Genomic DNA, 26,809 nt, shown 5'->3' with positions numbered 1-26,809 from the left:
GGAACTATGTCCCTGAGTGACGAGACTGGTGTATCGTCCGGACAGGGGCTGCGCCGCGCACCGTTCGGCGCCGGGGACGGACTTTGAGACTGCGAGGGGGGCGACGGGCGATGCACGGCCTATGGACCGACGATCCGACGCGGCGGGGCCGCCGCCGACGACCCTGGCGCGCGGCCACGCACAGCCGCGGTCACGGCAGCCATCACCACCGCAGGCATCCGGGCCGCCGGAGGCACGGGCACCCGGCCTGCCGGGACCGGCGGGATCCCGGGGCGCGGACCGGGTGGGCCCGGTGAGCTCCCCAGGAGCGCTGGTGATCCGTCGGACGGTGTTCGACGGTGGGACGGGCCTGTTCTCGCAACTCGCGGTGGCCCTGGTGTGCGCGGCCTACGCCGTCGGATCCGCGCTCGGCTGGGGCTCCACGAGCCTCGCGCTGGTCATGGGCGACTTCGGGCTGAGCGTCGCCGCGGGCACCGCCGCGGTCTCCTGCTTCCTCTACGCCCGCAGCCGCCGCAGCCGCTTTCGACCCGCGTGGCTGCTGTTCGCGCTCTCCTCGGCGATGGCCTCGCTCGGCAACCTGGTCTGGGGGTGGTACGAGGTCGTCCTCGACCGCCCCGTGCCCACCCCGAGCTACGCCGACCTGTTCTTCCTCTGCTTCGCGCCGCCCGCCATCGTGGGCCTGCTGGTGCTCGCCAAGAGGCCCGTCACCAGGGCGGGCTGGGTGTGTCTCGCGCTGGACGCCTGGCTCATCGGCGGATCGCTGCTCACCCTGTCCTGGAGTCTGGCGCTCGCCCAGGCCGCGCGGTTCGACGGGCCGAGCGTCGCGCACACCGCGCTGTCCCTCGCGTACCCCCTGCTGGACATCGCGCTGGTCAGCATGGTGCTCGCGCTGCACTTCAGGCGCTCGTCGGTGAACAGGTCGGCGGTCAACACGGCGATCGGGGCCCTCGCCCTGACCGTGATGTGCGACGCGCTGTTCACCTCGCCCCTCCTGCACAACAGCTACCACTCGGGCCAGCTCCTCGACGCGGGCTGGTTCGCCGGCTCCCTGCTCCTCGCCTACGCCCCCTGGGTCGTCACCCGGCACGGGCAGGAGACTGGGGAACACCCTGGCGAGGAGCACACCGGCGAGCACGGCATCGACGCGTACGGCCCGGACCTGCGCGGCCCCGAACCCCGAGGCCCCGAACCGGGCGGACCCGACCGGCGCGGACCGGACGAGCCGGGCTCGGAGGAGCACGCGCGCGTGGCGCACGAGGGCATCCCCGGGCAGCGCAGGGAAGGGCAGCACGGGCCCCCGGGAAGCCGTCCGGCGCCCGCGGCCCAGGGCGCCCGTCCGGGACCGGGAACCCCGCAGGAGCGGCCCGGGTCCCACGACGGCCCGCCGCGGCACGAGGAGCCGGACCCCCGCCACGACGGTCAGGGCGGACCCGCGCCCGCGGACGGCCAGGACCCGGGCCACGCCCCGGCGGCGCGTCCGATCACCGGATCACTGGCCGCCCTGACGCCCTATCTGGCGGCCGCCGTCTGCACGTTGGGGATCCTGTACAACATCCTGAACGGACGCAGGGTGGACCGCGTGGTGCTCGTCACCGCCGGCCTCGTCGTCCTCGCCCTCGTGGTCCGCCAGGGCATCATGCTGCTCGACAACATCACCCTCACCCAGGAACTGGCCCAGAAGGAGAACCACTTCCGTTCCTTGGTCCAGGGTTCGAGCGACGTCATCATGATCGCCGCGCCGAACGGCATCCTCAGATACGTCAGTCCGGCCGCCGCCGGGGTCTACGGCCGTGACGCCGAGGAACTGGTCGGCTCCGAACTCGCCTCGCTCATCCACCCCGAGGACCTCGGCTGCGTGGTCCACGAAGTGCGGCGCTTCCTCGCGGCCAGCCAGGCCGAGGAACCCACCACCCGCATCGAGTGCAGGTTCCGCTCCGGCGACGGTGGCTGGCTCAACGTGGAGTCCACCGTCAACCGGCACCACGGCGGCCTCATCTTCAACAGCCGTGATGTCACCGAACGCGTGCGGCTCCAGGCCCAGTTGCAGCACAACGCCGAGCACGACCCGCTCACCGACCTGCCCAACCGCGCGCTGTTCACCCGGCGCGTCCAGCAGGCCCTGTCCGGGCGCCGCTCCACCGACCGGGGCACCGCCGTCCTGTTCATCGACCTCGACGGCTTCAAAGGCGTCAACGACACCATCGGGCACCAGGCGGGCGACGAACTGCTCGTCCAGGCCGCCCGCAGACTCCAGGACTCCGTCCGGCACGGCGACACCGCCGCCCGGCTCGGCGGGGACGAGTTCGCGGCCCTGATCGTCGGTGACGGCGGCCGCGACCGCACCGCCCGTGAGCAGCAGGTACGGGAACTCGCGGACCGTCTGCGGATCAGGCTCTCCCAGCCGTACTGTATCGACGGCAACGATGTCCGGGTCGCCGCGTCCATCGGCGTCGGCTTCGCCGAACCGGGCCTCGGGGCGGGCGAGTTGCTGCGCAACGCCGACCTCGCCATGTACCGCGCCAAGGCCGCCGGGAAGGGCCGCGTCGAGCTCTACGCGCCCCAGATGCAGCAGGACGTGGTCCGCAGGGCGGAGCTGGCGACCCGGCTGCGCTCCGCCCTCCAGGACGGCGAGTTCGCCCTGCTGCACCAGCCCGTGGTGTCGCTGGAGAACGGCCGGATCGCGTCGGTCACCGCACAGGCGCGCTGGCGTTCCTCCCAAGGGGTGCTCTTCACGCCCGCCGAGTTCCTGCGGGTCGCCGAGGACAGCGAGCGGACCGCCGAGCTCGGCCGCTGGATGCTCGACGAGGCCGTCGGGCAGGCCGCCGAGCGCACCGCCGCGGGGGTCGCCGTGCCGGTCACGGTCCGGATGACCGCCCGGCGCCTGGTGGACCGCTCGATGCCGCTGGGCTCCGTGGAGTCCCTGCTGACCCGGCACGGGCTCGCCTCCGGCGGCCTGATCATCGAACTGTCCGACACCGACCCGAGGGTCCCCCTGGACGAGCTGGAGCGCCGGCTGAACGCGCTGAGGCGCCTCGGCGTGCGGATCGCCCTGGACGGCTTCGGCAGCGGCTATGCCGCGATCACGGCGCTGAGACGGCTCCCGGTCGACGTCCTGCGGCTCGACCGGAGTCTGGTCGAGGGGGTCGTCGAGTCCGCCCGGCTGCACAAGATCACCAGCGGGCTGCTGCGGATCGCCGCCGATCTGGGACTCCAGTCCGTGGCCGACGGGGTGGACCTTCGCGAGCAGGTGGTCGCCCTGCGCGCGATGGGCTGCACCCACGGGCAGGGCATGGCGTTCTCCGGGCCCCTGGACGAGTACCGGCTGCGCCGGGCGCTCTCTTCCGGCCACTATCCGGTGCCCAACGGCCCCGCCGAGCCGGTGTTCGCCGGTGGCGGGGGCGCGGGGGTGTATACGAGTGGTGTGCCCGTCGTCCTGGGGGGCGGAACGACCCTCCGCTCACATAATGAGACTCCCGTCCCACCCACTTGACAGTCGGTGCGTGCCGGGGGGAGGGTCAATGCCATGCGCACCCGAATTCTCGTACTTGGAAAGCGCGTCGGCTGAAGCTAGGTGGCCTCCGGAAAGGTCCGGAACACCCAGCGACCGCACCCGGCGCGCTCCCCTCGCTTGCCTCACGGCACGAGGGGTTTTTTGTTGCACAGGCATCAGTCGTACACCGCACAAAAGTCGCAAAAACCCTCAGCATCGAGAAGAGAATGCCGATGACCGAGCAGGCCACCGGGGCCCACCATCCGCAGCCGCGGCCCCGTTCCGGAGGACAGCAGTCCGCCCCCGAGCACGTCACGGGCGCGCAGTCCCTCATCCGCTCGCTCGAGGAGGTCGGGGCCGAGACCGTATTCGGCATCCCCGGCGGTGCGATCCTTCCGGCCTACGACCCGCTGATGGACTCCCAGCGGGTGCGCCACGTGCTCGTCCGCCACGAGCAGGGCGCCGGCCACGCGGCCACCGGCTACGCGCAGGCCACCGGCAAGGTCGGTGTCTGCATGGCGACCAGCGGCCCCGGCGCGACCAACCTGGTCACCCCGATCGCCGACGCGCACATGGACTCGGTGCCGCTCGTGGCGATCACCGGGCAGGTCGCGTCCAAGGCGATCGGCACGGACGCCTTCCAGGAGGCGGACATCGTCGGCATCACGATGCCGGTCACCAAGCACAACTTCCTGGTCACCAGGGCCGAGGACATCCCGCGGACGATCGCGGAGGCCTTCCACATCGCCTCCACCGGCCGGCCCGGCCCCGTCCTCGTCGACATCGCCAAGGACGCCCTCCAGGCCAAGACCACCTTCCAGTGGCCGCCCGCCCAGGACCTGCCCGGCTACCGCCCGGTGACCAAGCCGCACGCCAAGCAGATCCGCGAGGCCGCCAAGCTGCTCAGCCAGGCCAAGCGGCCGGTGCTGTACGTCGGCGGCGGCGTCCTCAAGGCGCACGCCACCGCCGAGCTGAAGGTCCTCGCGGAACTCACCGGAGCGCCCGTCACCACCACCCTGATGGCGCTCGGCGCATTCCCCGACAGCCACCCGCTGCACGTGGGCATGCCGGGCATGCACGGTTCGGTCACCGCCGTCACCGCGCTGCAGAAGGCCGACCTGATCGTCGCCCTCGGAGCCCGCTTCGACGACCGCGTCACCGGCAAGCTGGACAGCTTCGCCCCGTTCGCCAAGATCGTCCACGCGGACATCGACCCGGCCGAGATCGGCAAGAACCGCGCCGCCGACGTGCCGATCGTCGGAGACGCCCGCGAGGTCATCGCCGACCTGGTCCAGGCGGTCCAGAAGGAGCACAGCGAGGGCAACGCCGGCGACTACACCGCCTGGTGGAGCGACCTCAACCGCTGGCGCGAGACCTACCCGCTCGGCTACGAGCAGCCCGACAACGGCCAGCTCTCCCCGCAGCAGGTCATCGAGCGCATCGGACAGCTCGCCCCGGAGGGCACGATCTTCGCGGCCGGCGTCGGCCAGCACCAGATGTGGGCCGCGCACTACATCCAGTACGAGCAGCCCTCGACCTGGCTGAACTCCGGCGGCGCCGGGACGATGGGCTACGCGGTCCCGGCCGCGATGGGCGCCAAGGCGGGACAGCCGGACCGCACGGTCTGGGCGGTCGACGGCGACGGCTGCTTCCAGATGACCAACCAGGAACTCACCACCTGCGCCCTGAACAACATCCCGATCAAGGTCGCCATCATCAACAACGGCGCCCTCGGGATGGTCCGCCAGTGGCAGACCCTCTTCTACAACCAGCGCTACTCCAACACCGTGCTGCACAGCGGCCCGGACGCGGACGGCAAGCAGCCGAGCGCCGGCACCCGCGTCCCCGACTTCGTGAAGCTGTCGGAGGCCATGGGCTGCCACGCCATCCGCTGCGAGTCCCCGGACGACCTCGACAAGGTGATCGAGGAGGCGAACTCGATCAACGACCGCCCGGTCGTGGTCGACTTCATCGTCCACGAGGACGCGATGGTGTGGCCGATGGTCGCCGCCGGCACCTCCAACGACGAGGTCATGTTCGCCCGGGACGTCCGCCCCGACTTCGGCGACAACGAAGACGACTGAGAGAGAGCCGAGTCAGACCCATGAGCAAGCACACCCTCTCCGTCCTCGTCGAGAACAAGCCCGGTGTCCTCGCCCGGATCACCGCCCTGTTCTCCCGGCGCGGCTTCAACATCGACTCCCTCGCCGTCGGTGTCACCGAGCACCCCGAGATCTCCCGCATCACCATCGTGGTGAACGTGATCGAGGAACTTCCGCTCGAACAGGTCACCAAGCAGCTCAACAAGCTCGTCAACGTCCTGAAGATCGTCGAACTGGAACCCGGTTCGGCCGTTCAGCGGGAACTCGTTCTGGTGAAGGTGCGCGCCGACAACGAGACGCGCTCCCAGATCGTCGAGATCGTCCAGTTGTTCCGCGCCAAGACCGTCGACGTCTCGCCCGAGGCCGTCACCATCGAGGCCACCGGCGGCGCCGACAAGCTGGAGGCCATGCTCAAGATGCTGGAGCCCTTCGGCATCAAGGAGCTCGTCCAGTCCGGCACGATCGCGATCGGGCGCGGGGCGCGTTCGATCACCGACCGGTCGCTGCGCGCACTGGACCGGTCGGCCTAAGCAAGGAAACACCGGTCGTACGGGCGGGCCGCCCACCCGGACCGCCCGTATACCGAGACCCGAGAACTTCACTTCCCCCGCCCGCCGTACGGTGGGACGCAACACCGGAAATACCGGAAAACAAGGAGAACCCCAGTGGCCGAGCTGTTCTACGACGACGACGCCGACCTGTCCATCATCCAGGGCCGCAAGGTCGCGGTCATCGGCTACGGCAGCCAGGGTCACGCCCACGCGCTGTCGCTGCGCGACTCGGGTGTCGACGTCCGCGTCGGTCTGCACGAGGGCTCCAAGTCCAAGGCGAAGGCCGAGGAGCAGGGCCTGCGCGTGGTGACCCCGTCGGAGGCCGCCGCCGAGGCCGACGTCATCATGATCCTGGTGCCGGACCCGATCCAGGCCCAGGTCTACGAGGAGTCCATCAAGGACAACCTCAAGGACGGCGACGCGCTGTTCTTCGGCCACGGCCTGAACATCCGCTACGGCTTCATCAAGCCCCCGGCCGGCATCGACGTCTGCATGGTCGCCCCCAAGGGCCCGGGCCACCTCGTGCGCCGCCAGTACGAGGAGGGCCGCGGCGTTCCCTGCATCGCGGCCGTCGAGCAGGACGCGACCGGCAACGGCTTCGAGCTCGCCCTCTCGTACGCCAAGGGCATCGGCGGCACCCGCGCCGGCGTCATCAAGACGACCTTCACCGAGGAGACCGAGACCGACCTGTTCGGTGAGCAGGCCGTCCTCTGCGGTGGCACCGCCGCCCTGGTCAAGGCCGGCTTCGAGACGCTGACCGAGGCCGGCTACCAGCCGGAGATCGCGTACTTCGAGTGCCTGCACGAGCTGAAGCTCATCGTCGACCTCATGTACGAGGGCGGCCTGGAGAAGATGCGCTGGTCCGTCTCCGAGACCGCCGAGTGGGGCGACTACATCACCGGCCCGCGCATCATCACGGACGCCACCAAGGCCGAGATGAAGCAGGTCCTCGCCGAGATCCAGGACGGCACGTTCGCCCGCAACTGGATGGACGAGTACCACTCGGGCCTGAAGAAGTACAACGAGTACAAGACCCAGGACGAGAACCACCTCCTGGAGACCACCGGCAAGGAGCTGCGCAAGCTCATGTCGTGGGTCAACGACGACGAGGCGTAAGCCGTGGGAAGGGGCCGGAGCGGCATGCTCCGGCCCCTTCGTCGAACCCCGGGTAACGCCCGTGGTCACGGTGTTGGACATCCCGTCCAGCCACGGACGGGTGATCCTTCCGCAGAGGCGCAGGACGACCTCCGCGGCGCCACTACACTGCACAGCAACAACGCGTCAGGCCCACAGCGTCGTGCGTCTTCCACGCGGCTCGAGCGACCCCCCAGAAGTGCAGGCACACCCCGGGGCCGCTGCAAACCCTCCACCGCCTGCGGCCGTCGGGACGGCCGTCCGCATTGGACTTGTGAGGACTCACGTGAGCTCGAAACCTGTCGTACTCATCGCTGAAGAGCTGTCGCCCGCGACCGTAGACGCCCTGGGCCCGGACTTCGAGATCCGGCACTGCAACGGCGCGGACCGTGCCGAGCTGCTGCCCGCCATCGCCGACGTCGACGCCATCCTGATCCGCTCGGCCACCAAGGTCGACGCCGAGGCCGTCGCCGCCGCCAAGAAGCTGAAGGTCGTCGCACGAGCCGGCGTCGGCCTGGACAACGTCGACGTCTCCGCCGCCACCAAGGCCGGCGTGATGGTCGTCAACGCCCCCACCTCGAACATCGTGACCGCGGCCGAGCTGGCCTGTGGTCTCCTCCTCGCCACCGCGCGCCACATCCCGCAGGCCAACACGGCCCTGAAGAACGGCGAGTGGAAGCGCAGCAAGTACACGGGTGTCGAGCTCGCCGAGAAGACCCTCGGAGTCGTCGGCCTCGGCCGCATCGGCGCGCTCGTCGCGCAGCGCATGTCCGCCTTCGGCATGAAGGTCGTCGCCTACGACCCCTACGTCCAGCCCGCGCGGGCCGCGCAGATGGGCGTCAAGGTCCTCACCCTCGACGAGCTGCTCGAGGTCGCGGACTTCATCACCGTGCACCTGCCGAAGACCCCCGAGACCCTCGGTCTCATCGGCGACGAGGCGCTGCACAAGGTCAAGCCGACCGTGCGGATCGTCAACGCCGCGCGCGGCGGGATCGTCGACGAGGAGGCGCTGTACTCGGCGCTCAAGGAGGGCCGCGTCGCCGGCGCCGGCCTCGACGTGTACGCGAAGGAGCCCTGCACGGACTCCCCGCTGTTCGAGCTCGACGAGGTCGTCTGCACCCCGCACCTCGGCGCCTCCACTGACGAGGCCCAGGAGAAGGCCGGTATCTCCGTCGCCCGCTCCGTGCGCCTCGCCCTCGCCGGTGAGCTCGTCCCGGACGCGGTCAACGTCCAGGGCGGCGTCATCGCCGAGGACGTCAAGCCGGGTCTGCCGCTCGCCGAGAAGCTCGGCCGCATCTTCACCGCCCTCGCGGGCGAGGTCGCGGTCCGCCTCGACGTCGAGGTGTACGGCGAGATCACCCAGCACGACGTCAAGGTGCTCGAACTGTCCGCGCTCAAGGGCGTGTTCGAGGACGTCGTCGACGAGACCGTGAGCTACGTCAACGCCCCGCTGTTCGCGCAGGAGCGCGGCGTCGAGGTCCGGCTGACCACGAGCTCCGAGTCCCCCGACCACCGCAACGTGGTCACCGTGCGCGGCACGCTCGGCGACGGCCAGGAGGTCGCGGTCTCCGGCACGCTGGCCGGCCCGAAGCACCTCCAGAAGATCGTCGCCGTCGGCGAGTACGACGTGGACCTCGCGCTCGCCGACCACATGCTCGTCCTTCGCTACGAGGACCGTCCCGGTGTCGTCGGCACCGTCGGCCGCATCCTCGGCGAGTCCGGCATCAACATCGCCGGCATGCAGGTCGCCCGCGCGGACGTCGGTGGCGAGGCCCTCGCGGTCCTCACCGTCGACGACACCGTGCCGCCGGCCGTTCTCGCCGAGCTCTCCGAGGAGATCGGCGCGACGTCGGCGCGGTCGGTCAACCTGGTCTGAGGCCGGTTCGCGACGGCTCGCCCCACGTGAGCGAGGGCCGGGACACCCACGGGTGTCCCGGCCCTCGGCCGTTTCGGGCCCTCGGGCGGAACCCTCAGGCGGACGGTGTCGTCTCCGGTTCGATCAATCCCTCGCGGTAGGCGATGGCCACGGCCTCGGTGCGGCTCGCGGCACCCAGCTTGGCGAGGATGTTGGAGACATGGACGCTCGCCGTCTTGCCGCTGATGAACAGCTCCTCGCCGATCTGGCGGTTGGTGCGCCCGCGGCCGAGCAGCCGCAGCACATCGCTCTCCCGGGCGGTCAGCGCGGCGATGCGGTCCCCGGCGGCCGGTGACCCGTCGAGGCGGCCGCGCCGTACGAGCGCGTCCAGCGCCTCGCGCAGCGGTTCCGCGCCGAGGTGTACGGCGGTGTCGTGGGCCGCGCGGGCCTGTTCGCCGGCCTCCTCCCGGCGGCCCGCCGCGAGCAGGGCCTCCGCGAGCCGCCGTTTGCAGCGGGCCAGCTCGTACGGATCGCCGTAGCCGAAGGCCGCGACCGCCTGTTCCCAGGCCGCCACGTCCGGACCGGTGCGGGCCCGCAGCCACTCCGCCTCGGCACGGGCGGTCCAGGCCCGGCCCTCGGGTCCCTGCTCGGCTTCCTTGCCGTCGGGGCCCGCCGCGGTCCTCGCCAGTTCCACCAGTTCGGTCGCGGTGTCCGCCCAGCGGTCGCCGCCGGCCGTGTCGCCGTCGCGGCGCGCCTCCTCCGCCGCGTCCGCGACCGCGGCCAGCGCGAGCGCGGCGAGCCGCACCACGACGGGCGGCGGGCCGGTGCCGGAGACGTCCGTGAGCGCCTCGGCCGCGGTGCGCAGCCGCCGTACGGCCTCCTCCGCGTCGCCGCCGAGGGCCGCCGCGTCGGTCAGGACGATGCTCGCGACGAGCGTCGACATCCATTCGAAGGGCTGGTCGAGCAGCGCGCGGGCTCCGGTGACGGCCGCCTCGTGCGCGCCGCGGGCGAGGGCGACGTACAGGGCGGGCCCGGAGGCGAACCCGGCCGCCGCCGGGAGCAGTTCGGCGTTCTCGGCGGCCGCTCGGGCGCAGGCGTCCCAGCGGCCCAGCGTGTAGAGCACCAGCGACTGGAGGTAGCGCAGCTCCAGGGCGTACGGAGAGGGGAGGAGGCCGGCGCGACGGGCGCGGTCCACACCGTCGCCGAGCCAGGTCAGGCACTCCTCCAGGTCACCGGATTCGTAGCACCCGATGGCCAGGTTGAACAGCGCCCGCATCTCCACCGGGAAGTTCCCCGCGTCGTGCGCCAGTTCACGCGCCCGGCGCAGGCGTTCGCGGCCCTTGGGGGTGCGCCGGTTGTCCGCCTCCATGCCGACCAGGGAGATCGTCAGGTCGGCCTGGGCGTCGGCCAGCCGGAGCTGTTCGGCGGTGCCGAGCGCCTGGCGGGCCACCCGCTCGGCGTCCTCGCCCCGCCCCACCAGACGGGCCGCCATGACATGGGTGGCCGCCGCCCACACCCAGGTGTACGAGGGCGGTTCGGACGGGATCAGGGCGAGCGCCTCGCTGCTGTACGTGAACGCGTCCTTCAGGCTGTCGATCCGCATCAGGTTGCCCGCGAGGGTGTAGCGGACCCGGGCGGCGAGCTCGGAGTCGGCGTCGGAGCCGACCCTGGCGAGCGCGTCACGGGTGAGGTGCACCGCGCGGTGCGTCTCCCCGGCGCTGGCGGCGGCGGCCGCGGCGCGCAGGGTGAGGGGGACCGGACCGGCGCCCTCGGGGCGGGCGGCGCTGTCCACCGCGGGCCACAGTTCGAGGGCGGTCTCCAGGTGGCGCAGCTCCTCGGCGGGCGCGCCGACGCGCTGGGCGTGATCGGCGGCTTCGAGGGAGGCGGTGAGCGCGTCGGCCAGGTCGTGGCTCTCGCGCGAGTGGTGGGCGCGCTCGGCCGCGCTCTTCGCCGAACGGGCCGGGCCGGCGAGGAGTCCGGCGAACCGGCTGTGCAGCCGCACCCGTTCACCGGGCAGCAGGTCCGCGTACACGGCCTCCCGGGTGAGCGCGTGCCGGAACGAGTACGTCGCGTCGCCCCCGGGCACCAGGAGTTGGTGGCCGACGGCCTCCCGCAGCGCCGACTCCAGTTCGTCCTCGGGGAGTTGTACGGCCTCACGCAGCAGTTCGTGCTCGACGCGGCGCCCCGCGACCGCCGCCGTGCGCAGCACCTGCTGGGCGGTCTCGGAGAGTTGCTCGATGCGGATGAGCAGGACGTCGGCGAGTCCGCTGGGCATGGCGGGGGAGACGGGGGAGTCGTCGCCGGGCAGCGCGGCGAGCAGCTCCTCGGCGTAGAAGGCGTTGCCCTCGGCGCGCTCGACGATGCTGTGGACCGTGGTGTCGGAGACCGGGCCGGTGCGCAGCGCGCGCACGAGCCGGGCCACGTCGGCGTCGGCCATGGGCCGCAGCTCCAGCCGGTCGACGGCGGGCAGCCGGATCAGTTCGGCGAGCAGGGGGCGCAGCGGATGGCGGCGGTGCAGGTCGTCCGCGCGGTACGAGGCGAAGACGGCGAGGCGCCGGGCCGGGTCCCCGGCCCGGGGCCGCTGGAGCACGCCCCGGCTGAGCAGGAAGCGCAGCAGGTCGCGGGAGGACTGGTCCGCCCAGTGCAGGTCCTCGATGATCAGCAGGAGCGGGGTGATGTCGGCCAGGTCGGCGAGGAGTACGGCGACGGCCTCGAAGAGCCGCAGCCGGCCGCCGGGGTCGGACGCGCCGCCGGGCCCCGGGCCGGAGCCGGTCAGCCGGTCCACCGCCGGGTGGGCCGCGAAGGCCGGGGCGAGACGCTCGTCGGCGGCCGCCGCGCCCAGGATCTCCGTGAACGGGAGATACGGCAGGCCGACGTCGCCGAGGTCCACGCAGTGGCCGGTCAGGACCGTCGTCCCGGAGGTCGTCGCGTGCGCCGCGGCCTCCGTGAGCGTGCGGGTCTTGCCGACGCCGGCGTCGCCGGCCACCAGGACCGCGCGCGGCTCGCCGCCCCCGGCGCGCTCCAGCACGCCGGTGAGCCGGGCGAGTTCGTCACTCCGGCCGATGAACGGCGTACCGAAAGTCTGTGTCACAGGCCCATCCTGGCACGCCCCGCCGACAACTCCCCGGCGTCGCCTCCCTGATCGGGAACGGGGACCGCGAGCCGGCCGGAGAGCCCGGGCGCCGTCATGCCGGTGCCGGGCGGACCGGGGTTCTCCGGTCCGCCCGGCGGGGGGCGTTTCAGGGCGCGGTCCGCCCGGTGGGCGGGTTCAGGCGGGTGTCAGGCCGGTCCCCGGATCGGACGCGGCCGCTTCGAGCGGTTTGCCGGTCCCGGCGTCGGGGGCGTCGCCGTCCTCGCGTACCGCCACCTTGCGCAGGCTCGCCGCGGCGAGGGCGGCGGCGCCCAGCAGCAGGACCGCTCCGGCGACGGCGGCGGCCTGCATGCCGTGGGTGAAGGCCTCCCGTGCCACGCCGGCCAGCGCCTGCCCGGCGTCGCCCGGCAGCCGTCCGGCCACCGCGAGCGCGCCGCCGAGCGTCTCGTGGGCCGCGGCCGGGGCGCCGGCCGGGATGTCGTGGCGGTAGACCGCGGTGCCGATGGAGCCCAGGACGGCCATGCCGAGGGCGCCGCCGAACTCGGCGCCGGTCTCCAGCAGCGAGGCGGCCGAGCCCGCGTTGCCGACGGGCACGGTGCCGAGGGCCAGGTCCATCATCTGGGACATCACGGTGACGATCCCGGAGGCGAGGACGCCCGCGCCGGCCAGCACGAGCCACAGGGAGTCGGTGCCGGCGAGGGCCAGCAGGCCGTAGCCCAGGGCGGCGACGACGAAGCCGCCGGAGACGACGTGGGCGCGGTGGACGCCCTTCTGCACGAGCTGCGCGGAGACCGGCGCGGCCACCCCCACCAGGACGGTGGGGAGCAGGGACCACAGGGCGGCCGCCAGGGAACTCTTCCCGAGCACCGACTGGAGGTACTGGGTGGTGAAGAACGCCGAGCCCAGCATGCCGAAGGACGAGATCAGGTTGAGGACGACCGCGGGCGCGAAGCCGCGGCCGCGAAACAGGGCGGGGGAGATCAGCGGGGACTTCGCGGTGCGCTGGCGGTGGACGAACAGGGCGGCGAAGACCAGGCCGACGAGGACCGAGACGACGTACTCGGTCTTCCAGCCCTCGGACGGGATCTCCTTGATGCCGTAGATCACCGGCAGGACGGCGGCCATCGACAGCGGAACGCTCGGCAGGTCGAAGCGGCCGGGCTCCGGGTTCCTGGACTCGGGCAGCAGGAACGGGCCGAGGACCAGCAGCAGCGCCATCGCGGGCAGGTTGACCAGGAAGACCGAGCCCCACCAGAAGTACTGGACGAGGACTCCGCTCATCACCGAACCGAGGGCGATGCCGCCGGTCATGACGCCGGACCACAGGCCGATCGCCTTCGCCCGCTGTCCGGGGTCGGTGAACATCGTCCGGATGATCGCCATCGTCGACGGCATCAGGGTCGCCCCGCCGACGCCGAGGACCGCGCGGGCCGCGATCAGCATCTCGGCGCTGTTCGCGTAGGCGGCCAGCACCGAGGCGGTGCCGAACGCGGCGGCGCCGAACAGGAGCAGCTTGCGGCGCCCGATGCGGTCGCCGAGCGAGCCCATCGTCATCAGCAGACCGGCGAGCACGAACGCGTAGATGTCGAAGATCCAGAGCTGCTGGGTGCCGCTCGGCTCCAGGTCCGCGCTGATCGAGGGGATCGCGAAGTAGAGGACGGAGACGTCCATCGAGACCAGGAGCAGCGGAAGCATCAGGACGCCGAGGGCGGTCCATTCGCGGCGGCCGGCCAGAGCGCCGGGGGCGTCGGCGGCGGGAGTCGTGCTCGTCGGGTTCGTCATGGCAGGGACTGTACGGGCGTCTTAAACGCTTGTCTAGTACGTGCGTTTAAGACGTGTGTATCAAACGGCTGTCCTTGACGGGCGTATGGGACGGTTGTCTGAATCGGGGGTAGGGTGACGGGCATGGGACACCGTGAGGATCTGCTCGAAGGCGCCAAGCGCTGCCTGCTGGAGAAGGGCTTCGCGCGCACCACGGCGCGCGACATCGTCAAGGAGTCGGGGACGAACCTGGCGTCCATCGGCTACCACTACGGATCCAAGGACGCGCTCCTCGCGCAGGCCTATGTCGCCCTGGTGGAGGAGATGCCCTTCGACGGCGACGGGGTGACCGGGATCAGCGGCGCGCCCGGCTCGCTGGAGCGGTTCCGCGAGGTCTGGTCGAACATCGTCGGCACCATGCGCGAGCCCGGCTCGCTGTGGCGGCTGAGCATGGAGGTCATGACCATCGAGCTGCCCGAGGTGCGCGACCATCTGGCCCGCGCCCAGCGGGAGGGCGGGCGGGGCCTCGTCGCGATCCTCATGGGCGTGCCCGAGGAGGAGGTGACCGACGAGTCCGCGGACACGCTGGGCCGCTTCTACCTGACCCTCATGACGGGCCTCATCGCGCAGTGGACCTTCGACCCGAAGACCGCTCCCGACGGGGACGCCCTGACCGAGGGGCTGCGCCAGGTGATCGAAGGGGTGCGCGAGGCGGGGTGAACGAGGGCGATCCCCCGCTCATTCCCGGGGGGCGGGGACACGCCGGTCCCGGAGCGCCGGGACCAGCGCCGACAGCATCAGGACACCCGTGACGGTGAACGCCGCCGGGTACCCCCACGGTCCGGCCAGGACGCCGAAGCCGAGCGCGCCGACGCCCATGCCGCCGTCGTAGGCGAGATTCCACAGCGCGCTGACCGTGCCGTAGCCGGAGGCGCGGACCCGTGCGTACATCAGGCTCAGCGTGGCGTTCTGCGCGATGCCGAAGCCGGTTCCGAAGACGGCCACCCCGGTCAGGACGGCGGCCGTGCTCCCGGTGAACGCGGTGATCAGCATGCCGCCGGCCGACAGGAGCAGACCCGGCACCACGAGCCCCGCGGGCCCGTGCTGGTCGCCGTACCGGCCCGCCGCCCACCGGGCCGCGGTCGACGCCGCGGGCTGCACGAAGAGGGCCGCCGCGACGACCGAGGAGGCGGCGGTGGGCACCGCCACCGGCAGGAAGGTGACGACGATCCCGGCGGCGACAGCCGTGGTCGCGAAGACGGCCGCGGGCCGCGCCAGCCCACCGGTGCGCAGTGCCGCCGACATCCTCACCGGCTTCTCCGACGCCCGCTCCCGGCCGGGCAGACCCGGCACCGACGCGACGGCGGCGAGCGCGGCCACCCCGGCGGCGACGGCGACCGGGGCGAAGCCGACGCGCCCGGCCAGCCACATGCCCAGCGGCAGGGCGATCAGGGACGGCACGCCCGAGACCACGCCCACCAGCGCCAGCCCCTCACCCCGCCGCTCGGCCGGGATCAGCGAGGCGGTCAGCGCCCCGCCGGCCACCAGCGTCAGCGCGAAGCCGAGGCCGCGGACCAGGCACACCAGCACGATCCACACCAGCGAGTGCGACAGGGTCAGCACCAGCGCCGGAGCGCCGAGCAGCGCGAGGCCGGCGGTCAGCGCGGCCCGGTAGCCGTAGCGCGCGACCAGACGGGGAGCGCCCAGTTCGCCGAGCACGGTGGCCAGCATCAGCGCGCCGGTGGCCGGGCCCGCCCCCGAGGCCGTGGCGTAGGCGGGCACGACCGACAGCAGCAGGAAGAAGCTCACCGACGCCCCGATCATGCTCACGAAGCGGAGCATCAGGGGCCGGGTGAGCAGCGGAGGCCGCCCGGCGGATCCCTCGGCCGGACGCGCCACACCCCCTGCCGCCCCGCCTGCCGGAACGGCCGCCCCCTCCGCCGCTGCCGCCCCCTCCGCCGCTGCCGCGCCCTCCGTCGATCCGGCGGCCGGAGCCGGTACGGCCGTCGGGTGGGGTTTCGGGGACGCGGTCGAGGGCGGTGCGGGCGCCGCGACCGGCGTCCGCGTGGTCGGCCGGGAGGTCCGTCGCATCGGGAAAGGCGTCATGCGAACGACGCTAGGCTCCGGCCGGACCGCCGGTAAGCTCCAATTCCATGCCTCCGCAGTGGACCGGTTCGTCACCCGCCCTGCTGCTGTCCGTCGACCGCGACAGCGGCGAGCACCTGCGGGTCCAGCTCGAACGGCAGCTTCGCCACGCGATCCGCACGGGCCGCCTCGGCGCCGGGGAACGGCTTCCCTCCTCCCGCGGGCTCGCCCGCGAACTCGGTCTGTCCCGCGGCCTCGTCCAGGACTGCTACGCCCAACTCCAGGCGGAGGGCTATCTGGTGACCCGGGTCGGCTCCGCCACCCGGGTCGCCGCGGGAGCGCACGTGCCGCCCGCGCCCGCGCCCCGGGGCCGGACGGCCCCACGGCTGATCGCCGATTTCCGGCACGGCGTACCGGACCTGGGGAGCTTCCCGCTCGCCGACTGGCTCTGGGCCACCCGCGAGGCGGCCCGCGCGATGCCTACGTCGGATCTCGACTACGGCGATCCACGCGGGAGTTCGGCGCTGCGCGAGGTGGTGGCCGGATATCTGCGCCGGGTGCGCGCGGCCGCGGCCGACCCCGAACGGATCGTCGTCTGCTCCGGCTACGCGCAGGGGCTCGGACTCACCTTGCGCGGCCTGGCGCTCGCCGGGGTGCGGGTGGTGGCGTACGAGGATCCGGGCGGCCCCGCCACCGCGTCGGCCGCCGCCGGCGCCGCGGGTCTCACGGCCGTGCCCGTGCCGGTCGACGAGGACGGTGTCGACGTGCGCGCGCTCGACGCGACCGGGGCCCGTGCCGTCATCGTCACCCCGGCCCACCAGTGGCCCACCGGGGTCGTCCTCGCCCCCGAACGCCGGATCGCCCTGATCGAGTGGGCCATGCGCCGGGACGCGTACGTCATCGAGGACGACTACGACGCCGAGTTCCGCTACGACCGGGAGCCCGTCGGCGCGCTCCAGGGACTGGCCGCCGACCGGGTCGTCTCGATCGGCACCGTCAGCAAGTCGCTCGCCCCGGCGCTGCGCCTCGGCTGGATCCTCTGCCCGCCCGCGCTCGCCACCTCGCTGGCGGAGGCCAAGCTCCTGAGCGACCGAGGCTCCCCGACCCTCGATCAGCTCGCCCTGGCCAGGCTGATCGAGTCCGGGCGCCACGACCGCCATCTGCGCCGGATGCGCGCGCTCTACGCGGCCCGGCGCACCGCCCTGGTCGACGCGCTGGCCGCGCACGCTCCCGAGGTCCGGCTCACCGGCCTGGCCGCCGGCTTCCACGCGGTCCTGCACCTGGCCCCGGCCACCGACGAGCGGTCCGTCGTCCTCGCGGCCCGGGAGCGTGCCGTCGGCCTGTACGGCATGAGCGCGTGCCGCTCGGACGGGTCGGCGACACCGCCCCGGCTGGTGCTCGGCTTCGGTGACGTGGGGGAGCGGGCGATCGCCGAGGGGATCGCGACCGTCGGCGACCTGCTGACCGGCAGGGCTGGCCAGGTCCTGTCGGACAGGCCCTAGAGTCGGGCGCCCTTCAGTGCCATGTGCAGCAGCAGCCGGTCCTCGCCGTCGTCCAGGTCCAGGCCGGTGAGCTGCTCCACGCGGGACAGGCGGTAGTACAGCGTCTGGCGGTGGATGCCCAACTCGGCCGCCGTGCGCCCGGCCTGGCCCGCCCGGTCGAGGAACACCTCTGCCGTACGCGCGAGTTCGCGGTGGGCGGTGCCCAACAGGGCGCTCACGGCGGGGTCGTGGGCGGCGTCCGGCGGCAGCGCGGTGAGGAGCCGGAAGGGGCCGATCGCGCCCCACTCGGCGACCGGACCGAGCCGCGGCTCGGCCAGCACCGCACGCGCGGCGGCAGCCGCCTCGCGCCAGGCGGCGCCCAGCTCCCCGAGCCCCTCCCGGGCCCCGGCGACTCCGGCGGCCACCGTCCCGTGCGACGCGGGACCCGCGCCCGAGGAGGACCCCGGACCGCCGCCGTGCGTCGCGGCACCCGGGCCGCCGGGCGGGGAGCTCGCACCCCGCCCGCCCCCGGAGGCGGTGCCCGGGCCCCGGACGCCCGCGGTGGAGGCGGTGCCAGCGCCGCGGGCTCCCGCGGCCTCCCGTACGAACCGGCCGGCCGCCGTCAGCGCCGGAGTCATGACGTCCGGCGACCGCAGCCGGATCAGCAGGGCCAGGCTCTGGCCCGTGGTGCCCCAGGGGATCGTGCACAGCGCGGTCGCGCCCGGCACCGTACGGGCGGACGGGGCGTCGTCCGGGTCGGCCGAGGGCCACGGCGCCACGCACACCACCGTGTGCAGACCCTCGCCGCGCGGACCGAGCGCCGTGCGCAGTTCGGCCACCGCCATGTCCCGCTGCCAGCCGCGCTCGGCGGTCAGGACGGCCCGCAGCTCCCGGGTGAGATCGGCGCCGGCCTGCGCCTCGTCCGCGAGCAGCGCGCCGATGCGGGAGGCCACCTGCATGGCCCCGGCGAGCTGGGCGTCCGTGGGGCCCGGGTCGTCGTCGAGCAGCCAGACATAGCCGAGGACGACGCCCCGATGCCGTACGGGCAGACAGATCCGTCCCCGGTAGACCCCCGCCTCCGGGGTGGGCGGGATGCGGACCGGCCCGGTCGCGCGGGTGATGCCGAAGCCCTCGAACCAGGTGCGGACCGCGGTGGTGGACCGCCGGGTGAGGATCGAGCGGGTGCGCACCGGGTCCAGGTCGGACGGGTCCAGGTCGCCCTCGCTGTCGTACGCGCCGAAGGCGATCAGCTCGAAATCGCGGTTCTCCAGCGTCGCCGGGACGCCGAGGAGCGCCGAGATCTCGTCGACCAGCTCCTGATAGTCGCCTCTGTGTTCACCGCTCACCCCGGCATTCTCGCGCATTTCCGGGGACCCTTCATACAAATGTCTGAGATCTGGGTCAGGGATGCGTGACAGGTGTCGATGGCCCAGGATCGGAGAGATCCCTAGGTTTCACGGTGGTTCTCCGTGCCGTACCCGAATCGTCGGGATTCGGCCACCTGCTGACTTCGTTGTGGAGGTGCCCCGTGCTGGGTCCCGTGATTCTCGCCGCCTCGCGCAGCGACAAGATGCGCCGTCTGATCTCGGCCGCCCCGGTGACCAAGCCGGTCGTCGACCGCTTCATCCCCGGCGAGACCGTCGACCAGGTCGTCCCGATCATCAAGGACCTCACGGGCAAGGGCCTCGAGGTCACGATGGACGTCGTCGGCGAGGACATCACGACCCCCGAGCAGTCGTACGCCGCCCGTGACGCGTACCTGGAGCTGATCGGCCGCCTCGAGGAGCTCGGCCTCGGCACGAAGGCCGAGATGTCCGTCAAGCTGTCGATGTTCGGCCAGGCGCTGGAGGGCGGGCACGAGCTGGCCCTCGCCAACGTCCGCCCGGTCGTCGAGGCCGCCGCCGCCATCGGCACCACCGTCACGCTGGACGCCGAGGACCACACCACCCTCGACTCGATGTTCGCGATCCACGAGGAGCTGCGGAAGGACTTCCCGCAGACCGGCTGTGTGATCCAGGCCTACCTGTTCCGCACCGAGGCCGACGCCCGCCGCCTCGCCGAGAGCGGCAGCCGCGTCCGTCTGGTGAAGGGCGCCTACAAGGAGCCCGCCGAGGTCGCCTACCAGCAGAAGGCGGAGACCGACAAGGCGTACGTCCGCATCCTGAAGATCCTGATGGAGGGCGAGGGCTACCCGATGATCGGGTCCCACGACCCGCGCCTCATCTCGATCGCGCAGGAGCTCGCGCGGACGGCCGGGCGCAAACTGGACGAGTACGAGTTCCAGATGCTCTACGGCATCCGCAGCGACGAGCACGTGCGGCTCGCCGCCGAGGGCCACCGCATGCGCGTCTACACCGCGTACGGCACCGACTGGTACGGCTACTTCATGCGGCGCCTGGCGGAGAAGCCGGCCAACCTGCTCTTCTTCGCCCGCTCGATCCTCACCAAGGGCTGAGACCGAACCACCCGCTCGACTCAAGGAGTTACGGAAAAAATGGACGCTGTGACCCAGGTCCCCACCCCCGTCAACGAGCCGGTGCACGGCTACGCCCCCGGCTCGCCCGAGCGTGCTCGCCTGGAGGCCAGGCTCAAGGAGCTGGCCGAGAACCCGATCGACCTGCCGATGACCATCGGCGGGGAGAAGCGGATGGGCGGCGGCGACCGTTTCGACGTCGTGCAGCCGCACAACCACAAGGCGCGCATCGGCACCTACGCCAACGCCACGCAGCAGGACGCGCAGGACGCCGTGGACGCGGCCCTCGCCGCCGCCCCCGCCTGGCGCGCGATGTCCTTCGACGACCGCGCCGCGATCATCCTGCGCGCCGCCGAGCTGCTGGCCGGTCCCTGGCGCGAGACGCTGGCCGCCTCCACCATGCTCGGCCAGTCGAAGACCGCCCAGCAGGCCGAGATCGACACCCCCTGCGAGCTCGTCGACTTCTGGCGCTTCAACGTCCACTACGCCCGGCAGATCCTCGCCGAGCAGCCCCCGGCGAACTCCCCGGGCGTGTGGAACCGCATGGACCACCGCCCGCTGGAGGGCTTCGTCTACGCGATCACGCCCTTCAACTTCACCGCGATCGCCGGCAACCTGCCCACCGCTCCGGCGCTCATGGGCAACGTCGTCGTCTGGAAGCCGTCCCCGACGCAGACCCACGCCGCCGTGCTGCTGATGCAGCTCCTGGAGGAGGCGGGCCTGCCCAAGGGCGTCATCAACCTCGTCACCGGTGACGGCATCGAGGTCTCCAAGGTCGCCCTGGAGCACCGCGACCTCGCCGGCATCCACTTCACCGGCTCGACCAAGACCTTCCAGTACCTGTGGAAGACGGTCGGCAACAACATCGAGAAGTACCGCGCCTACCCGCGTCTGGTCGGCGAGACCGGCGGCAAGGACTTCGTCGTCGCCCACCCGTCGGCCGACCGCGCGGTCCTCAAGACCGCCCTGACCCGCGGCTCCTTCGAGTACCAGGGCCAGAAGTGCTCGGCGAGCTCCCGCGCCTACGTCCCGGCCTCCATCTGGAACTCCGGTTTCAAGGAGGAGTTCGCGGCCGAGGTCGACGGACTGACCATGGGTGACGTCACCGACCTGTCGAACTTCATCGGCGCGGTCATCGACGAGCGTTCCTTCGCCAAGAACAAGGCGGCCATCGACCGTGCGAAGGCCGACCCGACCTGCACGATCGTCGCGGGCGGCACGTACGACGACTCCGTCGGCTACTTCGTGCGCCCGACCGTCGTCGAGTGCTCGGACCCGGAGAACGAGGTCTTCACGACCGAGTACTTCGGCCCCTTCCTCGCCGTGCACGTCTACGAGGACGACAAGTACGACGAGATGCTGACCCAGATGGAGTCGGCGTCCGACTACGCGCTCACCGGCGCGGTCATCTCGAGCGACCGCGCGGCGGCCGCGTACACGATGGACAAGCTCCGCTACGCGGCGGGCAACTTCTACATCAACGACAAGTCGACCGGCGCCGTCGTCGGCCAGCAGCCCTTCGGCGGCGGCCGTGCCTCCGGCACCAACGACAAGGCGGGCGCCCCGCAGAACCTGATGCGCTGGACGCTGACCCGCGCCATCAAGGAGACGCTGGTCCCGCCGACCGACTACGGCTACCCGCACATGGGCTGACGGCCGAACGCGGCCGCCCCCCGGGCCGGCCGCCCTTGACTCCGCCCCCGCCTCACGGTCTCCCCCGTCCGTGGAGCGGGGGCGGTTCCAGTTCCCGGAGCGGCGGGCGGGGCCAGGCATCACCGGGCCGGCGGCGGCCCGGTGATCCGCCGCCTCCGCCCCGGAGCTATCCGGGCAGCTCCGTCCGCTCCCACCACTCGTACACGGGCAGCCTGCCCTCCGGCGAGTCCGCGTGCCGCGGGGTCGCCCTGAAGTGCTCGTATCCACCGCGCAGCGCGATCTTCACGTCCGATCCGGGGTCCGGGGCGGGGACGATCCGTTCGGGCAGGTCGTCCGGGCCGCCCTCGAGCAGTGCTTTCGTCGTGTCGCTCATGCCGTGACCGTTCCCTCTGCCGGGGTCCGATGCGGCATGCCCGGCCGAGGATCAGTCGTGCGGGTGATCCGGCTGCCGGTCGCCGGCCGTCACCTGCCGGCCGAGGAAGTCCCGGACGAGGGACGCGATCTGTGCCGCGTGGGTCTCCAGGGCGAAGTGTCCCGTCGGGAGCAGATGGATCTCGGCGGCCGGGAGGTCGCGGCGGAAGGCGAGGGCGCCCTCCGGGACGAAGATCTCGTCGTGGCCGCCCCAGACCGCCAGGAGCGGGACCCGGCTGGTGCGGAAGTACTCCTGGAACGCCGGGTAGAGCGCGAAGTTGGAACCGTAGTCGGAGATCAGGTCGAGCTGGATCTCCGGCTGGCCGGGGCGGGCCGTGAGGGCGGCGTCGTGCTCGTAGGCGTCGGGGCTCACCAGGGTCGGGTCCTGGACACCGGTCAGGTACTGCCACCGGATCCCGTCCGGGCCGCTGATCGCCCGGACCGGCGCCTCCGTCTCGGGGGTGCGCTTCTCGATCAGCGCCAGCACCGGCGCCCAGGCGTCCGCGCCCAGCCCCTCCTCGTAGGCGTTGCCGTTCTGCGTGATGATCGCGGTCACCCGCTCGGGGTGCGCGAGCGCCAGGCGCAGGCCGATGGGGGCGCCGTAGTCCTGGATGTAGAGCGCGTACTCCTCCAGGCCGAGCCGCTCGGTGAACTCCCCGGTGATCTCGGCCAGCCGGTCGAAGGAGTACGGGAAGTCGTCCGCCGCCGGGGCGTCCGAGCGCCCGAAGCCGAGATGGTCGGGGGCGATCAGGCGGTAGCGGTCGGAGAGCAGCGGCAGCAGGCCCCGGAACATGTGCGAGCTGGACGGGAAGCCGTGCAGCAGGAGCAGGACGGGAGCGTCCGCGGGACCCGCCACGCGGTAGGCGATGCGGTGGCCGGCGACGGTGACGACGCGGTGGTGGACCGGGTGACTGCGCATGATCGGATCCCCTAACCCCTGAAAGCCTCTTCGGTGGTGAGATCAGTTCAGCACGACTACCTCTAACCGGTCAAGGAGTTTTTGGAGGTTAGGTCATCTCGGGTACGCCGTCCGGCCGTACCCGGGGCGGTGCCGCCGTGCGGGTCGTCGTCGCAGGTCGGAGCGGTGTGACGTAACCCGCCGTCTCAGATAGTAGGAAGTCCGAGTAATTGTGGAGACAGATGCTCCGTCCTCGCCTAGCTTGGAAGAAGCCGAACGTCTCGCTCGACCAAGCGAATGGCGGTCGTGAGCCGGAGCCCCTGGCAGGCAACCCCTGCGGCACCGCTCCCCGCCCCTTCCGGCGTCTCGTAAATCCCTCATCGCACTTCCGGCCGCCCGTGTGGGCGTGACGCCGGAGGCAAGGAGTCGATTCATCATGGCCGAGACGACCGTCCGCCGAGTCCGTCACCTCTCCCGCACGAGCAGCGAGTCCGACCGCAAGAACGCCGCCGCCGCCCTCCAGCGCGCCCTCGACCGCAGGGACAACGGCGGAGCGACGGGCCACTGAGGCCCGCCGCCCTCTCGACCGGGAGCCGCACCCGCAGGGGTGCGGCGCGGGGTCCTGCCCCGCGCCGCACCTCGACGTGCCGTCCCGGCCGCCGTGCCGTCAGGTCCCGCGCCGCACCTCGAAGTGGTCGATGCGCTCACCGCTCTGGGCCAGCGCCGACACCGTGAGCCGGGGCGAGGGGCCCGCCTGCGCCTCCACCGAGAGGAACGAGAAGCCGGTGTACCGCACCCGTGACCAGTCCACGGTGTCCGCCTTCTGCTGCTTCGACTTCGTCCAGTGGAAGGTCTGCACGGCCTCGTGGCGCGTGACCTTGCCCTCGAAGCTGTCCTCCACCCCGGTGGGGAAGCGGTAGAGGCTCTTGCCCGCGCCGCCCGCCGTCACGTACACGATCCCGTCCCGGGTCGGATCGGTCGAGGCGCCCACCGGCACCCGCCGGCCCACCTTGCCGCCCTTGATGGCGTCGGTGCGCTCGTACACGTGGTTGTGCCCGTTGATCACCAGGTCCACCTGGTGCTTGGCGAACAGCGGCACCCAGGCGTCGCGCACCCCGCCGTCGGAGGCGTGTGTCGACGTCGAGTAGGCGCAGTGGTGGAAGAAGACCACGACGAAGTCGACCTGCTCGCGCAGCTCGCCGAGCCGCTTGTCGAGCCAGGCGGTCTGTCTGCCGTCCGAGTAGCCCTTGTTGGCGGGGATCTCGTACGACACGTCGTTGGCGTCCAGCGCCACGATGCCGACGTTGCCGTACACGAACGAGTAGGCGCCCGGCGCGTTCCGGGGGTCGAAGCCGTTGGAGGGGAGCGCCCAGCGTGCCGACTGGCCGCCGTAGCCGTTCGGCGAGTACCAGGCCTCCATGTCGTGGTTGCCGGTCGTCACCATCCACGGCACGGTCTTCGCGACCGTCTCGGTCTGCCTGAGGAACAGGTCCCAGGCCGCCGGGTCGTAGATGTCCGACTTCTGGCCGAGCCCGACCCCGTCCGCGTAGCAGATGTCGCCCGCGTGCAGATGGAAGGCGGGACCGCGGCCCAGGAGCACCTTGTCGTTGGCCAGCGCGTCGGGGGTGACGCCCTGGTCGCCGAAAGCGGTGAAGACGAACTTCTCGGGGTGCGCGGGCGCCGTGCGGAAGCGGCCGATCGTGGGGCGCCGCTCCTTGCTCGCCGGATCGAAGCCCTCGTGGCCGACCCCGTAGTAGTACGTCGTCCCGGGGCGCAGTCCGTCGAGCGCCGCGTGCAGGTAGTACTGGTCCAGGGCGGCGCGCTGCCCGGTGAGGCCCGGGGTGTGCAGATGGCGGACCTCGGCCTCGATCCTGCGGCTCAGCCCCCAGGGCGTCGAGCCCACCCGGATGAAGGGCTTCCTGACCGCGAACGGCACCTGCCAGGAGATCCGCATCTGGGTCTTCGGGTCCGCGCCGAAGGCGAGGTGGCGGCCGAACGGCGTGACGGCGGAGCCGGGAACCCGACTGGTGGCGGGATGCGGCGAGGAGCCGGACGCCGACCGGGCGGGCGACGTGGTGCCCTGGGCGCAGCCGGCCAGCAGCCCGCCGCCCGCGAAGGCGCTCGCCGCGACGAGGGCCCGGCGCCGCGTGAGCCTCGTCCTCAGGTACTCGTACTGCTCGGCCATGCTCATGTCGCGCGCGAGCTCGTACGGGATGCCGACATCGGGGACGGGGGACTCGGGGGAGGTCCCCGGGGAGGGAGCGGTCATGTCTGGAAAGTTCCCACCCTGCGCCAACGGCGTTCATACATACGAGTGAACGTGGGTCGAAGCGTAGACGTTGCGCGCCTCCGCCCGCGTCGGACTGCGGGGCGCGTCGCGTCTTCGCCGGCGTAGAAGCGCAGGGTGCGCCGTGCCTCCGCCCGTGCCGAGGCGTGGACGTGCCGCGACACCCGTCTGTCCGTATGCCGGACATCGCGTGTCATTCCATGGGACAAGGAGTACGGTGCCGTCATGTCTCGCAGCATCGATCTCGCAGTGATCCCCGGTGACGGCATCGGCCAGGAAGTCGTGGCCCAGGGGCTCAAAGTCCTCTCCGCCGTCCTCCCGCAGGACGTGAAGCTGGAGACCAAGGAGTTCGACTTCGGCGCCCGGCGCTACCACGCCACCGGTGAGACCCTCACCGACGCCGACCTCGACGCCCTGAAGGGGCACGACGCCATCCTGCTCGGCGCGATCGGCGACCCCTCGGTCCCGTCCGGTGTCCTGGAGCGCGGCTTCCTGCTCAAGCTCCGCTTCGCCTTCGACCACCACGTCAACCTGCGTCCGTCGAAGCTCCTTCCGGGTGTCGCCACCCCGCTGGCGGGCCAGCCGGAGATCGACTTCGTCGTGGTCCGCGAGGGCACCGAGGGCCCGTACACCGGCAACGGCGGCACGATCCGCAAGGGCACCGAGCACGAGGTCGCCACCGAGGTCTCCGTCAACACGGCCTTCGGCGTCGAGCGGGTCGTCCGTGACGCCTTCGCCCGTGCGCAGGCCCGCCCGCGCAAGAAGCTCACGCTGGTCCACAAGAACAACGTGCTGACCTTCGCGGGCCACCTGTGGACGAACATCTTCAACAAGGTGGCCGAGGAGTTCCCCGAGGTCACCACCGACTACATCCACGTGGACGCGGCGACGATCTTCCTCGTCACCCAGCCCGAGCGCTTCGACGTGATCGTCACCGACAACCTCTTCGGCGACATCATCACCGACCTGGCCGCGGCCGTCTCCGGCGGTATCGGCGTCGCCGCCTCCGGCAACATCAACCCCAGCGGCGAGTTCCCCTCGATGTTCGAGCCCGTGCACGGCTCGGCGCCCGACATCGCGGGCCAGGGCAAGGCCGACCCCAGCGCCACCGTGCTGTCCGTCGCCCTGCTCCTGCGCCACCTCGGCTACGAGACCGAGGCCGCCCGGATCGAGGAGGCCGTCTCCGCCGACCTCGCCGAGCGCGTCGGCAAGCCCGCCCGCAGCACCGAGGAGATCGGCGACGCGCTCGCCCTGCGAGTAGCCGGCTGACCCGGCGCACCGACTACGTTCCGTAGCAGCCGCCGGGTCGCATCCGCACCCGGCGGCTTTCGCTGTGCCCTCGCCGGGTGCCACCATCGACCCCTGGGTCGTCCCCGGGGTGCTCCCGGGGCATTCCCCGGGCCGTATTCACACCGTTTCGTCCACGGTCCTCCGCGCGCGATAATCGAGGCGGAGCCGCGGAACGAGGGAATGCTCGGACGTCCTAGCACTGGCCACGGACGGTTCGGATGTGAGCGCGGCCCGTCACATACAACCG

Annotated in this window: 18 protein-coding genes; 11 read left to right on the top strand and 7 right to left on the bottom strand. The window is 72.1% G+C overall.

The window, feature by feature from the left end; genetic code table 11:
• Positions 1-121 precede the first annotated feature (121 nt).
• The 5 genes from ACFRIC_RS28000 (at position 122) to serA (ending at position 9,153) form a co-directional block, all read left to right on the top strand.
• Positions 122-3,490, top strand: coding sequence for an EAL domain-containing protein (locus tag ACFRIC_RS28000; protein WP_382791018.1), 3,369 nt, complete (start codon positions 122-124; stop codon positions 3,488-3,490).
• Positions 3,491-3,717: 227 nt separating this feature from the next.
• Positions 3,718-5,574, top strand: coding sequence for an acetolactate synthase large subunit (locus ACFRIC_RS27995; RefSeq protein WP_382791015.1), 1,857 nt, complete (start codon positions 3,718-3,720; stop codon positions 5,572-5,574).
• A 20-nt stretch (positions 5,575-5,594) separates the two neighbouring features.
• The gene (gene ilvN / locus ACFRIC_RS27990; RefSeq protein WP_037622651.1) at positions 5,595-6,122 is read left to right on the top strand and encodes an acetolactate synthase small subunit; all 528 of its coding nucleotides are present in this window, start codon (positions 5,595-5,597) and stop codon (positions 6,120-6,122) included.
• Positions 6,123-6,257: 135 nt separating this feature from the next.
• A complete protein-coding gene (ilvC, locus tag ACFRIC_RS27985; protein WP_382791008.1) occupies positions 6,258-7,259 on the top strand; it encodes a ketol-acid reductoisomerase in 1,002 nt (333 codons plus the stop codon).
• Between the two features lie 304 nt (positions 7,260-7,563).
• A complete protein-coding gene (serA, locus tag ACFRIC_RS27980; protein WP_382791006.1) occupies positions 7,564-9,153 on the top strand; it encodes a phosphoglycerate dehydrogenase in 1,590 nt (529 codons plus the stop codon).
• Between the two features lie 94 nt (positions 9,154-9,247).
• On the opposite strand, the gene ACFRIC_RS27975 is transcribed toward serA, so the two are convergent.
• Both ACFRIC_RS27975 and ACFRIC_RS27970 read right to left on the bottom strand, forming a co-directional pair.
• Positions 9,248-12,223 (bottom strand): helix-turn-helix transcriptional regulator, encoded by a 2,976-nt coding sequence (locus ACFRIC_RS27975; RefSeq protein WP_382791003.1) that lies wholly within the window; start codon positions 12,221-12,223, stop codon positions 9,248-9,250.
• A gap of 177 nt (positions 12,224-12,400) precedes the next feature.
• The gene (locus ACFRIC_RS27970; protein ID WP_382791000.1) at positions 12,401-14,005 is read right to left on the bottom strand and encodes an MFS transporter; all 1,605 of its coding nucleotides are present in this window, start codon (positions 14,003-14,005) and stop codon (positions 12,401-12,403) included.
• Between the two features lie 123 nt (positions 14,006-14,128).
• On the opposite strand from ACFRIC_RS27970, the gene ACFRIC_RS27965 reads away from it, so the two are divergent.
• The gene (locus tag ACFRIC_RS27965) at positions 14,129-14,704 is read left to right on the top strand and encodes a TetR/AcrR family transcriptional regulator (RefSeq protein ID WP_382790998.1); all 576 of its coding nucleotides are present in this window, start codon (positions 14,129-14,131) and stop codon (positions 14,702-14,704) included.
• 18 nt (positions 14,705-14,722) lie between these two features.
• Here the strand turns inward: ACFRIC_RS27965 and ACFRIC_RS27960 are convergent, their stop codons facing one another.
• Positions 14,723-15,808 carry an MFS transporter gene (locus ACFRIC_RS27960; RefSeq protein ID WP_382791285.1) on the bottom strand — a complete coding sequence of 362 codons (1,086 nt, stop codon included), beginning with the start codon at positions 15,806-15,808 and terminating at the stop codon, positions 14,723-14,725.
• Positions 15,809-16,137: 329 nt separating this feature from the next.
• Between ACFRIC_RS27960 and ACFRIC_RS27955 the strand changes: the two genes are divergently transcribed.
• Positions 16,138-17,571, top strand: a complete 1,434-nt coding sequence (locus tag ACFRIC_RS27955) for a PLP-dependent aminotransferase family protein (protein ID WP_382790995.1) — start codon at positions 16,138-16,140, stop codon at positions 17,569-17,571.
• Here the strand turns inward: ACFRIC_RS27955 and ACFRIC_RS27950 are convergent.
• Positions 17,568-18,914 (bottom strand): PucR family transcriptional regulator, encoded by a 1,347-nt coding sequence (locus ACFRIC_RS27950; protein ID WP_382790993.1) that lies wholly within the window; start codon positions 18,912-18,914, stop codon positions 17,568-17,570. The genes ACFRIC_RS27955 and ACFRIC_RS27950 overlap by 4 nt on opposite strands.
• 164 nt (positions 18,915-19,078) lie before the next feature.
• Between ACFRIC_RS27950 and ACFRIC_RS27945 the strand changes: the two genes are divergently transcribed.
• Entirely contained in the window at positions 19,079-20,005 is a 927-nt protein-coding gene (locus tag ACFRIC_RS27945; RefSeq protein ID WP_339131774.1) for a proline dehydrogenase family protein, read from the top strand.
• Between the two features lie 39 nt (positions 20,006-20,044).
• Positions 20,045-21,676, top strand: a complete 1,632-nt coding sequence (gene pruA, locus ACFRIC_RS27940; RefSeq protein ID WP_382790989.1) for an L-glutamate gamma-semialdehyde dehydrogenase — start codon at positions 20,045-20,047, stop codon at positions 21,674-21,676.
• A gap of 166 nt (positions 21,677-21,842) precedes the next feature.
• Here the strand turns inward: pruA and ACFRIC_RS27935 are convergent, their stop codons facing one another.
• Positions 21,843-22,049, bottom strand: coding sequence for a DUF5988 family protein (locus ACFRIC_RS27935; protein WP_382790986.1), 207 nt, complete (start codon positions 22,047-22,049; stop codon positions 21,843-21,845).
• Between the two features lie 51 nt (positions 22,050-22,100).
• The gene (locus ACFRIC_RS27930) at positions 22,101-23,006 is read right to left on the bottom strand and encodes an alpha/beta fold hydrolase (protein WP_382790983.1); all 906 of its coding nucleotides are present in this window, start codon (positions 23,004-23,006) and stop codon (positions 22,101-22,103) included.
• A gap of 415 nt (positions 23,007-23,421) precedes the next feature.
• Between ACFRIC_RS27930 and ACFRIC_RS27925 the strand changes: the two genes are divergently transcribed.
• The gene (locus ACFRIC_RS27925; protein ID WP_103550476.1) at positions 23,422-23,553 is read left to right on the top strand and encodes a hypothetical protein; all 132 of its coding nucleotides are present in this window, start codon (positions 23,422-23,424) and stop codon (positions 23,551-23,553) included.
• 99 nt (positions 23,554-23,652) lie between these two features.
• Here ACFRIC_RS27925 and ACFRIC_RS27920 read toward each other — a convergent pair whose 3' ends face one another.
• Positions 23,653-25,254 carry a purple acid phosphatase family protein gene (locus ACFRIC_RS27920; protein ID WP_382790980.1) on the bottom strand — a complete coding sequence of 534 codons (1,602 nt, stop codon included), beginning with the start codon at positions 25,252-25,254 and terminating at the stop codon, positions 23,653-23,655.
• A 243-nt stretch (positions 25,255-25,497) separates the two neighbouring features.
• Here ACFRIC_RS27920 and ACFRIC_RS27915 point away from each other — a divergent pair, with 243 nt between their 5' ends.
• Positions 25,498-26,541, top strand: coding sequence for a 3-isopropylmalate dehydrogenase (locus ACFRIC_RS27915; RefSeq protein WP_382790977.1), 1,044 nt, complete (start codon positions 25,498-25,500; stop codon positions 26,539-26,541).
• Positions 26,542-26,809: the final 268 nt, after the last annotated feature.

Source organism: Streptomyces sp. NPDC056738, assembly GCF_042790435.1.
Lineage (GTDB): Bacteria > Actinomycetota > Actinomycetes > Streptomycetales > Streptomycetaceae > Streptomyces.
This window is presented reverse-complemented; position numbering and strand designations above follow the sequence as displayed.

What these genes read in the sequence shown, in the direction of transcription:
- ACFRIC_RS28000 (WP_382791018.1), top strand. Translation starts at nt 122, where the DNA reads ATGGACCGACGATCCGACGCGGCGGGGCCGCCGCCGACGACCCTGGCG.
- ACFRIC_RS27995 (WP_382791015.1), top strand. Translation starts at nt 3,718, where the DNA reads ATGCCGATGACCGAGCAGGCCACCGGGGCCCACCATCCGCAGCCGCGG.
- ilvN (WP_037622651.1), top strand. Translation starts at nt 5,595, where the DNA reads ATGAGCAAGCACACCCTCTCCGTCCTCGTCGAGAACAAGCCCGGTGTC.
- ACFRIC_RS27970 (WP_382791000.1), bottom strand. Translation starts at nt 14,005, where the DNA reads ATGACGAACCCGACGAGCACGACTCCCGCCGCCGACGCCCCCGGCGCT.
- ACFRIC_RS27965 (WP_382790998.1), top strand. Translation starts at nt 14,129, where the DNA reads ATGGGACACCGTGAGGATCTGCTCGAAGGCGCCAAGCGCTGCCTGCTG.
- ACFRIC_RS27960 (WP_382791285.1), bottom strand. Translation starts at nt 15,808, where the DNA reads ATGATCGGGGCGTCGGTGAGCTTCTTCCTGCTGCTGTCGGTCGTGCCC.
- ACFRIC_RS27955 (WP_382790995.1), top strand. Translation starts at nt 16,138, where the DNA reads ATGCCTCCGCAGTGGACCGGTTCGTCACCCGCCCTGCTGCTGTCCGTC.
- ACFRIC_RS27950 (WP_382790993.1), bottom strand. Translation starts at nt 18,914, where the DNA reads ATGCGCGAGAATGCCGGGGTGAGCGGTGAACACAGAGGCGACTATCAG.
- pruA (WP_382790989.1), top strand. Translation starts at nt 20,045, where the DNA reads ATGGACGCTGTGACCCAGGTCCCCACCCCCGTCAACGAGCCGGTGCAC.
- ACFRIC_RS27935 (WP_382790986.1), bottom strand. Translation starts at nt 22,049, where the DNA reads ATGAGCGACACGACGAAAGCACTGCTCGAGGGCGGCCCGGACGACCTG.
- ACFRIC_RS27930 (WP_382790983.1), bottom strand. Translation starts at nt 23,006, where the DNA reads ATGCGCAGTCACCCGGTCCACCACCGCGTCGTCACCGTCGCCGGCCAC.
- ACFRIC_RS27925 (WP_103550476.1), top strand. Translation starts at nt 23,422, where the DNA reads ATGGCCGAGACGACCGTCCGCCGAGTCCGTCACCTCTCCCGCACGAGC.
- ACFRIC_RS27920 (WP_382790980.1), bottom strand. Translation starts at nt 25,254, where the DNA reads ATGACCGCTCCCTCCCCGGGGACCTCCCCCGAGTCCCCCGTCCCCGAT.
- ACFRIC_RS27915 (WP_382790977.1), top strand. Translation starts at nt 25,498, where the DNA reads ATGTCTCGCAGCATCGATCTCGCAGTGATCCCCGGTGACGGCATCGGC.